Source organism: Pseudomonas sp. FR229a (genome assembly GCF_030209115.1).
GTDB lineage: Bacteria > Pseudomonadota > Gammaproteobacteria > Pseudomonadales > Pseudomonadaceae > Aquipseudomonas > Aquipseudomonas moraviensis_A.
Window position 1 is genome coordinate 247,735 of sequence record NZ_JARVSP010000008.1, and the last position, 13,937, is coordinate 261,671.

The 13,937-nt window shown below is 56.2% G+C and carries 8 protein-coding genes; all 8 read left to right on the top strand.

Annotated elements, in window-relative coordinates; all coding sequences use genetic code 11:
• Nucleotides 1-12 precede the first annotated feature (12 nt).
• The 8 genes from tssM to QRN33_RS07775 all read left to right on the top strand — a co-directional run bounded on the left by tssM (nucleotide 13) and on the right by QRN33_RS07775 (nucleotide 13,930).
• Nucleotides 13-3,552 (top strand): type VI secretion system membrane subunit TssM, encoded by a 3,540-nt coding sequence (gene tssM / locus QRN33_RS07740; protein WP_258639740.1) that lies wholly within the window; start codon nucleotides 13-15, stop codon nucleotides 3,550-3,552.
• The gene (locus tag QRN33_RS07745; RefSeq protein ID WP_042608097.1) at nucleotides 3,552-4,280 is read left to right on the top strand and encodes a PP2C family protein-serine/threonine phosphatase; all 729 of its coding nucleotides are present in this window, start codon (nucleotides 3,552-3,554) and stop codon (nucleotides 4,278-4,280) included. Before tssM ends, QRN33_RS07745 begins: the two co-directional genes overlap by 1 nt.
• Nucleotides 4,277-5,278 carry a serine/threonine-protein kinase gene (locus QRN33_RS07750; protein ID WP_186630717.1) on the top strand — a complete coding sequence of 334 codons (1,002 nt, stop codon included), beginning with the start codon at nucleotides 4,277-4,279 and terminating at the stop codon, nucleotides 5,276-5,278. Before QRN33_RS07745 ends, QRN33_RS07750 begins: the two co-directional genes overlap by 4 nt.
• Nucleotides 5,279-5,306: 28 nt before the next feature.
• Nucleotides 5,307-7,355, top strand: coding sequence for a type VI secretion system Vgr family protein (locus QRN33_RS07755; protein WP_285407869.1), 2,049 nt, complete (start codon nucleotides 5,307-5,309; stop codon nucleotides 7,353-7,355).
• An 11-nt stretch (nucleotides 7,356-7,366) separates the two neighbouring features.
• The gene (locus QRN33_RS07760; protein ID WP_285407871.1) at nucleotides 7,367-8,380 is read left to right on the top strand and encodes an SEL1-like repeat protein; all 1,014 of its coding nucleotides are present in this window, start codon (nucleotides 7,367-7,369) and stop codon (nucleotides 8,378-8,380) included.
• A 15-nt stretch (nucleotides 8,381-8,395) separates the two neighbouring features.
• Nucleotides 8,396-11,629, top strand: coding sequence for an EF-hand domain-containing protein (locus QRN33_RS07765; RefSeq protein WP_285407873.1), 3,234 nt, complete (start codon nucleotides 8,396-8,398; stop codon nucleotides 11,627-11,629).
• Nucleotides 11,630-11,631: 2 nt separating this feature from the next.
• Nucleotides 11,632-12,465, top strand: coding sequence for a tetratricopeptide repeat protein (locus QRN33_RS07770; RefSeq protein WP_285407875.1), 834 nt, complete (start codon nucleotides 11,632-11,634; stop codon nucleotides 12,463-12,465).
• A gap of 100 nt (nucleotides 12,466-12,565) precedes the next feature.
• The gene (locus QRN33_RS07775; RefSeq protein ID WP_285407877.1) at nucleotides 12,566-13,930 is read left to right on the top strand and encodes a lysozyme inhibitor LprI family protein; all 1,365 of its coding nucleotides are present in this window, start codon (nucleotides 12,566-12,568) and stop codon (nucleotides 13,928-13,930) included.
• Nucleotides 13,931-13,937 lie beyond the last annotated feature (7 nt).

Below are 13,937 nucleotides of genomic sequence, written 5' to 3' on the forward strand. Positions count from 1 at the left end.
CAGGGACGTGTGATGAAAAAGTTTTTTAAGAAAGTCGGCGCCTTCCTGCGCCAGACCTGGGTCTGGACCTTGTTGCTGGTGCTGTTCGTGGCGCTGCTGGTGTGGTTCGTCGGCCCGTTGTTGGCGGTCGATGATTACAAGTTCTGGGAAAGCGCGACCTCGCGCCTGCTGACCATCAGCGTGCTGTTCCTGATCTGGGGCCTGACCATGGTCTTCGTCAGCTGGCGCGCCGGTATCCGCAAGAAAGCCGAGGAAGAAAGCGAGGACGGCCAGGACCGTATTCGCCGCGAAGAGCTGATCGACGAAGAGCAGAAAGAGTTGAAGGCGCGTTTCAAGGACGCGCTGAAAACCCTGAAGACGTCGAGCCTGTATCGCGGTCGCAGCGAGCGCTGGCGCAGTGACTTGCCGTGGTACCTGCTGATTGGCCCGCAGGCCTCGGGCAAGACCAGCCTGCTGGACTTTTCCGGTCTGGAATTCCCGATCAACAAGATCGACCGCAAGCTCACTCGCGACACTCTCGGCACCCGTCATTGCGACTGGTATTTCGCCGACCATGGTGTGCTGATCGACACCGCCGGGCGCTACACGACTCAGCCGGACGCGGAAGTTGACGGCAACGCCTGGACCACGCTGCTGGAGCTGCTGCGCAAGCGTCGTCGTGGCCGTCCGTTGAACGGCGTGCTGGTGACCATTCCGGTGGAAACCCTCACCGGCGGCAGCGAGCAGGACATCGACACCCTCGCGCGCCAGGTGCGCAGTCGTTTGCAGGATGTGCATCAGAAACTGCACGTCGACGTGCCGGTGTATCTGGTCCTGAGCAAGGCTGACAAGCTCCTCGGCTTCGACGAATTCTTCGATCAACTGACCCGCGAAGAAAGCGATCAAGTGCTCGGCACCAGTTTCCGCAAGGATCAGGTCGGCACCGACGTCGCGGTTCTGCGCAACGAGTTCGAAGAGTTGCTGCGCCGCTTGAACAGCCAAGTGATCATGCGCATGCACTCCGAGCGCGATACTCAGCGCCGTGGGCGCATCCTCGATTTCCCGCATCAGTTGGGACAGATCGGCGAGCGCCTGTGCCTGTTCGTCGACATGGCGTTCACCGGCAACCGTTATCAGCGTGCCACGCAACTGCGCGGTTTCTACCTGACCAGCGCGCCGCACCTGACCCAGGAAATGGATTCGACCACCGCCGGCATCGGCGCCAGCCTCGGCATGAACGCCGGTGTGCTGCCGACCCTGCGCAGTGGCCGTTCGCGGTTCATCCACCACTTGCTCAGCCAGGTGATTTTCCCCGAGGCCGATCTGGCCGGTCTGGACAAGCGCGAGCGCAGCCGCATTCATTGGGGCCAGCGCGCGCTGTACGTCGGTGCACTGGCGGCACTGGCCCTGTTCGGCATGCTCTGGGCCGGTGGTTTCTCGGCCAACTACGAGCGTCTGGAAAACCTGCGCACGCTGGCACAGAACTGGACCCAGCAACGCTCGGCCGTAACGCCGCGCGATGACGCCATGGGCGTGCTGAAAGTCCTCGACACCAGCTACGCCGCGACCCAGGTGTTCCCGAGCAAGGGCGACGTGTCGTACCACGAGCGTGGCGGCCTGTATCAGGGCGAAGAGATCAACCCGGTGGTGAAAACCGCCTACGAGCGTGAACTTGAAGCGCAGTTGCTGCCCCGGGTGGCGAGCATGCTGGAAGGGCAGATCCGCGCCAATATGAAGGACCGCGATCGCCTGCTCAACAGCCTGCGCGCGTACCTGATGTTGAACATGAAGGATCGTCGCGACGCGGCGTGGCTCAAGGACTGGGTCGCCACTGACTGGTCGCAGCGCTACACCGGCAACACCGCTGTGCAGAACGGTCTGAACACTCACCTCGAGCGCTTGCTCAAGCAGCCGTTCATCTACCCGCTGAACGATCAGTTGGTGACGCAGGCGCGTCAGGTCCTGCGCAGCGAATCTCTGGCCAACGTTGTGTATCGCATGCTCCGCGAGCAGGCGCGCAACCTGCCGGACTACCGCTTCAGCCAACACCTCGGCCCGCAGGGCTCGCTGTTCATCGGCACCGAATACGTGATCCCGGGTTTCTACACCCAACAGGGTTATCAGCAGTATTTCTCGGTGCAGGGCGCGGCGCTGGTCACCGATATCCTGCGTGACAACTGGGTGCTGGGCGAAGGCGCGGGCATCAGCGACATGGACTTGCGTCGCCTGATGGTCGAGCTCGAGCAGCTGTACTTCCGCGACTACGCCAACTACTGGAGCGAAGCCGTTGGCCAGGTCGCGCTGCCACCGATTAGCGACGCCGGCGAAGGCGCCGAGCAACTGGCGGGCCTGACTTCGGCCAACTCGCCGGTCCTCGCGTTGCTCACCGAAGTGCGTGAAAACACCCGCTTCGAAGCGGCGGTTGATCCGGTCGACGAAGCCGGCGAAGCCGCCGATGCGCTGGCCGGGCAGAAAGGCAAACTGGGCAAGGTCGGCAAGCTCGCCGCGGCTGCTGCCGACAAGGCTTCGGCGCTGAACGTGGCGAAGAACCTGCCGGACACCGCGAAGAAATCCCTGCAACGCCGCTTCGAACCGCTGCATCGTTTGCTGGATGACAACAACGGCCCGGGCGCTGACCTGACGCCAGCGTTCAGCGCGCTCAACGACCTGCAACTGCAATTGGCCGGTCTGGCCCGTTCCAGCACGCCGGAGCAAGCCGCATTCGAGATGGCGAAGACGCGCATGAGCGGCCAGCGTGATGCGCTGACCAACCTGCGCAATGCCTCCGGTCGTCTGCCGCGTCCGCTCAGCGTGTGGTTCAACGTGCTGGCCGAGGACTCGTGGCGTCTGGTGCTCAACGATGCCTATCAATACCTGAACGGCCGTTATCAGAACGAGCTGTACAGCGTGTATGGCAAAACCATCAGCAAGCGTTATCCGTTCAGCGCCAGCAGCACCAGCGACGTGGCGATCAGCGATTTCCGCGAGTTCTTCCGCGCTCAGGGTACCGTCGACCGTTTCTTCGACAGCTACATGCGTCCGTTCGTCAGTGGCGATCCGGGCAACTACCGCATGCGCAGCGTCGATGGTCACAGCCTGCCGGTATCGAAGGTTTACCTTGATCAGATGGCGGCGGCGCAGACCATTCGCCAGAGCTTCTTCTCGATCAACCCGGCTGAGCCGACCGTGCAGTTCAAGCTCGAGCCGTACACCCTCGATCCGGCGGTCAGCCGTTCCGAATTCAAGTTCGGCGACAAGACCATGGAATACCGTCACGGCCCGATCCTGCCAATGACCTTCAAGTGGCCGACCGATGCTGAAGACGGTCGCACCAGCCTGGTCATGGACAAGATGGCCGGGCGTCCGATCGGTATCGAGAAGAACTCCGGCCCATGGTCGCTGTTCCGTCTGTTCGACCTGATGCAGACCGAGTACCTGAACGGTCGCGACGTGCTGGTGCTGAAAGCGGACGTGGGCGGCCTGCGCGCCAACTATCTGCTGACCAGCCAGCGCACGCCGAACCCGTTCGACATGGGCGTGCTGCGCACCTTCCGTATGCCGGTGCAGCTCTGATGCTGGTGGCCAGTCCCTGGCGCAGCGCGGCGCGTACCGACCCGGGCAAGGTGCGGGCGCGCAACGAAGATGCCTTCCTCGATTCCCCGCAGCATGGGCTGTGGGTGGTCGCGGACGGCATGGGCGGTCATCAGGGTGGCGACATCGCCAGCCAGTTGATCGTCGCCAGCCTGGCTGAGTTGCCGCAACACGAGGATTTCGACGAACGCCTCAAAGCCATCCGCCAGTGCCTGCACTGGCTGAACCGGCGACTGGGGCAAGAGTTGACCGTCACTGCCGGGCGTCACGACAGCATCATGGGCAGCACCGTCGTCGCGCTGCTGGTGGAAGGCAACCGCGCGGCCTGCATCTGGGCCGGTGATAGCCGTTGCTATATGTGGCGTGGACAGCGTTTGTATCAGCTGTCCAAGGACCATTCGCTGCAACAGCAGTTGATCGACGAGCAGCAAATGAGCGTCGAACAGGCGGCAGCGCACCCGGCGGCTCAGGCCTTGACCCGAGCCGTCGGTGCCGCTGAAACGCTGACCCTGGATGTGCTCGAACTCGAGGTCTATCCGGGCGATGTGTTTTTGCTCTGCAGCGATGGTTTGTATCAGGGCCTGAGCAGCGATGCCCTCGGCAACGCCCTCAGCCTCAGCGCGCCGCACGTGGCGCTGGAACGTTTGTTCGACGGCGCTCTGCGAGGCGCTGCGCGGGACAACCTGACTGCCGTGGTGATCCGCCAATGAGTGAACTCGAATCGCCCATCGATGACTTGCTGATCAGCGAAGAGCAGGCCAACAACCTGACCTACTTCGCTTTCGCCAAGGGCAACAAGGCCGAACCGTTGCTGGCGCCGACCAAGGCCAGCATCGGTGCGCTGCCGGATGTACTCGCCGGTCGCTACCACCTCGAGCGTCTGCTCGGGGCCGGTGGCATGGGCGCCGTTTACCGGGCGCGGGATCTGCTGCACGAACAGTTCGGCGATCCCGACCCTTACATTGCGCTGAAAATCCTCAGCGAAGAATTTGCCGAATCGCCGGACGCCAGTGCCTTGCTCTACAGCGAGTTCGCCCTGACCCGGCGCCTGCGCCACGACAACGTCGTGCGTGCGCACACCTTTGAAGTCGACACCGACTGCCAGCGGGCCTTCATCACCATGGAATACATGCGTGGCCTGACCCTGGACAAATTGCTCTGCGAGCGGCCCCTCGGCTTGCCGTGGAAAGAACTGCGCGACATCGTCCTGCCGCTGCTCGACACGTTGGCCTACGCCCACCGTCGCGGCGTGCTGCACGGTGACCTGAAACCGAGCAACGTCATGCTCAGCGAAGACGGCCTGCGCCTGTTCGACTTCGGTCTGGGACAGGCAGAGGAGGGCACCTTGCCCGGCCTGCCGCACCTGAGCCGCGAGCGCTTCAACGCCTGGACCCCGGGCTACGCCGCCCCCGAACTGCTTGAGGGCCAACCGTTGTCGGCCAGCGCGGACGTGTACGGCGTGGCCTGCGTGATCTATGAACTGGCGAGCGGCAAACACCCGTTCCGCCGTTTGCCCTCGACCCAGGCCCGCGACGAGCACCTGGAGCGCGAACTGCACGCGCCGAAAAACCTAGCGAAACACGGCTGGTCAGCGCTGCAGACCGCGCTGAGCTTCAACCCGGCAGAGCGCAACATCACTGCCGCACAATTGCGTGACGCCTTGGGCGCCACTTCGTCCTGGCTGCAACGTCTGCGACTTCGGGCGTAACGGATGACATTCGAACAGGGAGCACACGATGTTCAACTCAGCTAACGAAACCCACTTCAGCCTCAAGGTCGAAGACTACGTCGGCGACCTGCAAGTGCTGTCGTTCACCGGCACCGAAGGCATCAGCCAGGCGTTTCGCTTCGACCTCGAACTGGTCAGCGAAAACCCGGATCTGGATCTCGAGCAACTGCTGCACAAGCAAGCGTTTCTCGCATTCGATCCACAGGGCTCAGGAATTCACGGGCAGATCTACCGCGTCGCCCAGGGCGATGCCGGCAAGCGCCTGACCCGCTACAAAGTCTCGATCGTGCCGCAACTGCAATACCTGCATCACCGCACCAACCAGCGCATCTACCAGCAGATGTCCGCACCGAAAATCATCGCGCTGATCCTCGAAGAACACGGCATCAAGAGCAACGCCTACAGCTTCCAGCTCAGCGAGCCGTGCCCGGATCGCGACTACTGCGTGCAGTACGACGAAACCGACCTGCACTTTGTCCAGCGCCTGTGCGAAGAAGAGGGCATCCACTATCACTTCCAGCACAGCGAAAAAGCCCATCTGCTGGTGTTCGGCGACGACCAGACCGTGTTCCAGAACCTAGGGCAGCCAACCGCCTACGTGCAGGGCAGCGGCATGGTCGCGGACGAGCCGGTAATCAAAGCCTTCAAACTGCGCCTGGAAACCCGCACCACGCGCACCACGCGCCGCGACTACGACTTCGAAAAACCGCGCCTGCGAATGGAGGCTGCGTTTAAACCAGAGAGCAGACCAGACAGCGACAGCACTGAACCGGATCTCGAAGACTACGACTACCCCGGCCGCTTCATCGACCGCGCGCGTGGCAAGTTCCTCAGCCAGCGCGCCCTCGAACGCCACCGCGCCGACTACCGCCAGGCCGAAGGTCGCGGCGACCAGACCAGACTGGTCAGCGGCCACTTCATGGAAATGTCCGACCACCCGCGCAGCGAGTGGAACGACCTGTGGCTGCTCACCGAAATCTTCCACGAAGGCAAGCAACCGCAAGTCCTCGAAGAAGGCGTGACCAGCGACACCACCGACGAAAAAGACGACTTCCACCAGGGCTACCGCAACCGCTTCCTCGCCACCCCGTGGGACGTGTTCTACCGCCCGGCCCTCGAACACCCGAAACCGCGAGTGCTCGGCAGCCAGACCGCCATGGTCACCGGCCCCAAAGGCGAAGAAATCCACTGCGACCAATACGGCCGCATCAAAGTCCAGTTCCACTGGGACCGCGAAGGCCTCGCCGACGACAAAACCAGCTGCTGGCTACGCGTCTCCAGCTCCTGGGCCGGCGACCGCTACGGCGCCATCTCCATCCCGCGCATCGGCATGGAAGTCCTCGTCACCTTCCTTGAAGGCGACCCTGACCAACCGCTGGTGACCGGTTGCCTGTACCACAAGGAAAACCCGGTGCCGTATGCACTGCCGGCGAACAAGACTCGCAGCGTGTTCAAAACGCTTAGCTCACCGGGTGGCGGTGGTTACAACGAACTGCGCATTGAAGACAAGAAAGGTGCCGAGCAGATCTACATCCATGCCCAGCGGGATTGGGATGAAAACGTCGAGCATGACCAGAAGATTCGGGTCGGCAATGAACGTCATGACACGGTGGAGAAGAACAGCTACACCGAGCTCAAGGCCGAAGAACATCGCACGACGATTTCCGACCGCAAGGTTGAAGCGAAGCTGGATGATCACCTGACGATTGGGCAGAACCAGCATGTGAAGCTGGGGACTGCGCAGCTCACCAGTGTGGGGAAAGAGATTCACCTCAAGGCTGGGGACAAGATTGTTATTGAGGCGGGGACAGAGCTGACCATTCTTGGGGGTGGGAGCTTTATCAAGCTCGATGGCGGTGGAGTGACGGTGGTTGGGCCGGTGATCAAGATCAATGCGGGTGGCTCGGCTGGTTCCGGCACCGGGATCGGGATAAAACCGCCGGTGCTGCCGGGGGCGGCGGATAAGGATAAGGCGGGGAGTTTGATGGATCAGGCGTTGTTGAATGCACCGCCTGAGAAGGTTAAGCCGAAGGCTTTTTTTGTGTTTTCTGAGTGATGAGTGTCGTGATGACAAAGAACAATCGAGTGCGTCAATTCAAGCTGCAATGTCTGGCGCTGCTAGCGTTCGGGTTGTGTTCAGGAGCCTTTGCGGCGCAATCGAGCACCGTGCAATGCCCGAGTGACAACTTCCCAGATTTCGTAAAAGAGTTCTCGTCCAAGCCTGAGGTCCAGCAAGCGTTTATCGCCTCGCCCGTGATCGAGCAAAAGGTAGTCTCCACCGAGTCAAAGCCGCGAGTGGTGGAGCGAAATTCGAGGTTGTTGGACCTTCAATCGTTGGTGATGCTTGCTCCCGATAACATCGCGAAGTCCGGGTTAAGCATACAAGTCCAACTGCCGAACCATTTAGTTGTTCGCGATCACAATGGTGAAGTGCTGAATATCTTCACTTTCAAACATAACGACTGTTGGGTATTGACCCGTGCTGAAGACTGGTCGCTTGAGGCTGTAATTGATGCTCAATACCCGAACTTAAAGGCTTCACCGGGTGAGCGCGCACTAAAAAGAGGGGCGATGTATAACCAGTTGGGTATCGATACCGAGTCCTCTTCTTCCAGTCAATTGTACATTTCTGCTCTGAATAGTTATTTACATGGGGCAGACCACGGCTCCGCAGAGGCTGCTTTTGCAGCGGCGGGGATCAGCCTTTCAGGTCAAGCTCCACGGTTGGAAAACGTAAAGATCCTTCAACTACTGGAGTCAGCTGCCAAGAGCGTACCTGAAGCAGGGATTGCCCTTGCTGACTTCTATTGCGATGAAGGCAATTACGAAGAGAAGCGAGCCTGTGTAAATCCAGAAAAGTCATTGGGGGCTCTTGTAAGCTCTGCCCGGCTCGGTTCCTCGAGTGCATTGATTCAACTAGGCGGCGCCTATGAAGCCGGCGCAATCATCCCTAGTGATTTGGCTCGGGCGATGGCGTGTTACCAGGAGGCCGACAAGAAAGGCAATGAGGCAGGTGCTAGAGGCGTCGAACGACTAAGCACCCAAGGCATTACCGCAAATAATTCAATTCATTGCCTTTAAAGCAGGATGCTATCAATGAGCACGGGACTACTTGAACAGCGCGCCAAATACCCTTACAGCGGATACGAATACGGCTATGGTAAGGGCGGATCTGCGGACGAAAACGGTAACGGTCGGAAGGAAATTGATTGTTCTCACTTACTAAACCTAATGCTCCGTGATGCGGGGTATGACATCCCCTACCGCACTACAAGTCAACTTGCGACAGACACCACGCATTTCGAGTTCATTGCCCTTAACAGCGTTCAGCCGGGTGATATCGCGCTATGGACAGCTATGCACCATACCGGTGTGATCGAGGACATGGACGCTAACCGGGTCAAGGGGAATTTTTTTGGCTCACAGAGTTCGACCGGGCCAAAGTCCGCAAAGTACGGTGAGGGCAGCGGCTATTGGCCGATGCCAAACAAGTACCTCCGGCCTAAGGCGGAGTATAGGAGCGGTGCGCAACCGACGCCTGCTCCTGCTCCGGCGCCTGCAGCGACCCCGGCTCCGGCAGGATCACCGCTCATGAGTTTTCACTACCCGTTCAGAAAGGCGGACGGGAAGCAATTCGAGAGCGCCGACGAAATATATAAAGCGCTAGAAAAAGAAACATCGGGCCACTATCTCTTGGGCAGTAATAAGTTCTGGCATGGTGGTATTCACATTAGCAATGCCAGTGCCCCTCAATGCATCTTGAACGAACCGATCCGCTGCATGGCTGACGGCGAGGTTGTGGCCTATCGGCTTAACGAAGACTATCTAGAATCTACGTTCGGCGAAAATGAGAAAAAACTGCAGTATTCCAACTCGTTTTGTTTGGTGCGACATGAGTACAAATCTGCGCCAAACCCAGAAGAAGGACCGAATAAAGGCAAGCAAAACAAGCTGAATTTCTACAGCTTGTACATGCACCTTCTGCCCTTCAAGCGTTATCCGCTGACTGAGGGAGAAACTCCGAAGCCTCAAGTGACCATGAAGGTAAGTGACTTCAACGCTTACGACGATTTCCCTGAATCCAGTAGCGTTCAGAACGTTGGCAAGCTCGTTGCGGGGACCAAACTTGAAATACTGGATCAAAAGGCCCTAGGCAACGTTACCTATGCGAAAGGGAAAATTCTTTCAGGTAGCGTTAAAAAGAACGGTCACAAAGTTCGCGAGGCTGGCAAGGAGGTCTGGTTCGCATACTTGAAAGACGGAGAACCCTACAAAAACTCCAAACCCGCACGTATATGGCTGGCAGACCCGATCCCGGAGCGTTTAAAGCCAAAATATTGGCAAGGTAAGGTGAAAGGAACCGCGTTGACAAGATTGGATCTTTATCAGGGTCCTATCTCTGCCCAAAATGGGCAGAATGCCGGTGATAAGATTGGCTCGCTGCAACTTAACCCTCAAAGTTCGGTGGAATTTGAAAGCAAAGAGGTACTGAACCTCAATGTTGCAGGGACAATTCGTCGAATGGCGAAATGTACGAGCAGCGGTAGCTTGGCTGGGGATGGAAGCCTTCCTCCCAGCTTCTGGGCGATTGTGGAAAACGAATATGTTGCCTGGGATGTAATCCCGAGTAGATTCGATTCTGTAGAGCCTGCAAGTACCGGTATCAAGGCAGGTGATCCGATCGGATACTTAGGGCTGACAGAAAACCTCACAGGCGAAGATGGCGGCGTAACCAATAAGTATCAGGTTCATGTCGAGATATTCACTGCTGATGTCGACGTAAAAAATTTTCTTCAAAACGCTGCTGATTTGAAGATAGGTAAACAATATCTGCATCTTTTGGCAGGAGCTGAGCTCAAGAAAAAGGCGCCTGCTACCGGTAGTATTCCGGTCAAAAAGGAGCATGTTGTTGATTTAAGTAAGGCTCCCGTGATCAAGGAAGGCGATGAAAGCTGGTATGACGTCAGTGTGGTGGAAGACGATCAACCGTTAAAGGGACTTGTTAAAAAATCTGGCGCAACGCTCATCACTCAGCACGACTGGGAGAAATTGGGTTTTCAGATCGTGGAAGAAACAAACACCGTTGCCGATGGATTCCTCGACCCTCAAGACATGCCTCAGTTCTTCAAAGATCTTTTCGTCAAAATTGATAAAAACCACGACGGGGATGTTGATCGCAATGAACTCTCTGAGGCATTGAAAAATGTTGATATGAGAGATCACTGGGCGAAGCTCATTGCTCACCATCCAACTGAGTGGAAGGACAAGGCGGAGTCGGTTAAGTGGAGTAAGTTGGATAAATTACTAGAAGCATCTCCAAAAACGTTGAAGCACGAAAAAGAACGGATAAGCAAATATGTTTTTTGGAGTGAGCTGTCTGGTAAGGCCGCTGTTAGTTTAGATGTGGTTTGGCATTTTCATCCGGTTGAATTCATAAAAAATATGACCGCTAAAAAAATCTGCGAGTGCAATGCTATTGTTAAAGTGACTCGTTGGAATTCTAGCACTATGACCCATTATGGCCCACTACATACCGGTGATAAAGAGTTAGGCAGTGCTCCTCAATGGGATGAGCTAGTATCTGCGGGGAGGATTACAGCGGATGAAAAGAAAATCATTGTTGTCATGTCGGGGAATGAAGCAAAAATCAATGGGGTACAGTGTTATGACAGTGAAGTGATCACTGCGGGAGCGATGCAGAAAACAATGAAAGTCACCGGTGGGGGTGAGCTGCCAGATCAAATTAAAAAATTCAAGGATCAATATCCAGATGCATATGTAGAATTTTTTGAATCTAAAGGCTGGAAATTAGATGAAGCTGGCGTATCCCCGCAATTATATTATCAGGGGGAGGCTCGAGCTAACGGCGCTAAATTGGAAAAACAGGCGCTAAAAGAAAATCTGCAACTTGGATGTAATGAAGCGACCTTTGGCAAGGTAATTGATTGCCAACCGGTTTCTGCGATGGCGTGTGCAATTGCAAGCCCGCTATACGTGGAAATACAAATAATGGATTTTATTGATAGGCTGCATGCTGCATTGAGTAAAGTGCCCGCGGGGTACAGCTTTAGTGCCAAAAAGTTATTTAAGTCTCCTTTAGGAAAAGCTGTAGTACTTGATCATGATATAAATAGGCCCGCCTTTGTCAAGGATGATTTAGGTGCAGCGCTCGACACGTTTTTCTCCCAGAATCCGGCGGTAAGTAGGAATATTGATACCTGGGGAGCGGCGCACGGCGCGAATGAGCGGAAGGTTCTCGATTTGTATGGTAATAACAGAAGAATGACGAATCCATCTCTCCGTTATAATCACTTAAAGGCAGGGCTTTGAAAATGTTAAAGGCAAAACTTTTTATAGGTACATGTCTAATTTTTTCAATTGGATCTTTTTGTAATGCCGCAGATTCGAGTTTGACGAGTGCCGATGGTGCGATGCTCAAGTTTTCTTCTTGGGATCAAGGTACCGCTGTATGGAAGCGCGCTACCTTCTCCAAGATGAACAACAGCTATGATTTATACGATAATGGGAACAAAACTTCAGTTGGCGTAGGTATTAACTCTGATTCTCTTTCACCCAGCAAAAAATATGCGTTGGTTCAGCGAACTGTATTTGGAGAGTTGAGCAATGGGCAAGAGGTGGTCGCCACCGAGAATAATTATTGCGATATGGTTTCAATGGATACTGGTTGCGTACTTTTGTCACGCTCCGCTGAAGCGTGTTCTGGAAGTTGGAAAGGAGGAAATTGGTTGACTGATGGGGGAGAGGTGATTGTGCCGAACTTGGAAACGATTTCTCCTAGCAACCTAATAAAGTCAGTGGAATCGATTAATAATGCGTCTGCGAAAGGACTTGCTGTAAAAGACCAACTATTCATGGGGATCGAATCTTATATGAGTTGCTACCCGGCCAGTAAGAACGTCCAAGCCTTGAACAATGTCGGTTTCTATCTAGCACAAGCAGGTGATGATTCGTCCGCACTTAGGATTTATCGGGAAATCGAAGTAGTTGGTAAGCGGACTGTGCTGATGCTCAATATCGCGGACTCTTTGTGGAATTTGAAAGAAACTTCCGAGGCTGCGGAGTATTACAAAAAATACGCTGACGCTATGATCGCGGAAGGTAAGGCCGGCAAAATACCCGCACGCGTTGCTGAGCGGGCGAAATGACAGCGCCAGGGAAGCCTCGATCCTGGCGGCATACGCACCATCAAGCCGTACGTGTTCCATTTGCCAAACGCAAAGCCTGAATGACTCAAGGATGAACACAGTGAACCGTTTTGTTTTTACCCTGCTGGCCGTGCTACTGCCGGCTTCAGCTGCTTATGCGCAGGACGACTGCAGCCATGCCACCTCAAGTCTGGAAATGGTGCCCTGCTCGGAGGCGGCGAAGAAGGCTGCCGATGCGCAGTTGAATGTCAGCTACAAGCAGTTGATGTCGCGACTTGAGTCTGACTATCGAGCAGATCCGGCGTTGGGTGCGGAGTACGCTGCGAAGGTTAAAGAGTCGCAGCGAGCGTGGTTGAAGTTGCGCGATGCGAACTGCCCTTTGGAGGCATTCGAGATCGAAACGGGGATGCCGGCGCATGTGGTCGCCGTTAACTCGTGCATCGCGAGAATGAGTCGCGAGCGCTCGGCGTATCTGGACAAGATCGCCCCTGCTCTTGCATTCGACAAGAGGGCTTCGACGGCACCGACCAATGACGCTTGCCCCTCGGAGGAGTTCGCTCCTTTCCTGACAGCGTTTTCCGCCAACAGTGCATCGCAACGCCGTCTCACTGCGATGACGGTCAAGTCGCTGGTGTTGAAACCGGTAGCTGGGAAGGATCGAAGCACCTTTGAGCCTTCGACCTCGGGTGTTAGTGGAACAACGTTCACCTATCCGCTGATGGCTGCAATCACACCCGGCAAGACACCTGGAGTCGAGATCGAAGAGGTCGATGACAGTCACGTCAACGTTGTGGATAAACGGGCGGGTAACAGCAATATCAAGATCTTCAACTTCTCTCGTCAGGCATGTTGGGTGCTTGAGGGGATTGAGGATTGGTCGGTCAGCGAGAAGGATCTTGTCGCAACGGATAACCCGGGAATGAGCCGCGCCGAAAACTTTTGTTATCAGCGTGCAGAAGCGTTGGGTGGGCTGGGGTCTCTTGAGCAATACCGGCTGACTGCGGAGCTGATTGAAGCGTCGCTGGAAAATTTTGTGTGTGCTGCAGAGTCGGGTGATGCACAGGCGAGCCTGTCGGCGGCAAGCCTGAGTCTTTCGCAAATGGCATCTCAGTTGGAAACCCCTAAGGTTGAGGCTTTGTTCAAAGCGGCTTCGAAAATACCAAAGGGTGCGATGGGCTATGCGACGTTTCTTTGTTCGGGAAACTCCACCGACTATAACGGCCCTTGCCTTCATCCCAAGCAGGCAGAAGAGCAGGTTATTCGAGCGATTACCATGGGCTCCACAGACGCGATGAATTATCTGGCTTCTACCTTTGAAGCAGGCGAGTGGGGAACGAAGGATATGTCTCGAGCGTTAGCCTGTTATCAAATGGCGGCTGACAAAGGTGATCAGTTGGGCCTCTTCAACGTGGGGCGATTGGGATCGTCAGCCACGGCGCCGGTCAAAGCCAGCCACTGCATTTGAATGTCGA

Bases quoted from the DNA above. Each gene is read 5' to 3' on its own strand.
- tssM (WP_258639740.1), top strand. From the start codon at position 13: ATGAAAAAGTTTTTTAAGAAAGTCGGCGCCTTCCTGCGCCAGACCTGG.
- QRN33_RS07745 (WP_042608097.1), top strand. From the start codon at position 3,552: ATGCTGGTGGCCAGTCCCTGGCGCAGCGCGGCGCGTACCGACCCGGGC.
- QRN33_RS07750 (WP_186630717.1), top strand. From the start codon at position 4,277: ATGAGTGAACTCGAATCGCCCATCGATGACTTGCTGATCAGCGAAGAG.
- QRN33_RS07755 (WP_285407869.1), top strand. From the start codon at position 5,307: ATGTTCAACTCAGCTAACGAAACCCACTTCAGCCTCAAGGTCGAAGAC.
- QRN33_RS07760 (WP_285407871.1), top strand. From the start codon at position 7,367: ATGACAAAGAACAATCGAGTGCGTCAATTCAAGCTGCAATGTCTGGCG.
- QRN33_RS07765 (WP_285407873.1), top strand. From the start codon at position 8,396: ATGAGCACGGGACTACTTGAACAGCGCGCCAAATACCCTTACAGCGGA.
- QRN33_RS07770 (WP_285407875.1), top strand. From the start codon at position 11,632: ATGTTAAAGGCAAAACTTTTTATAGGTACATGTCTAATTTTTTCAATT.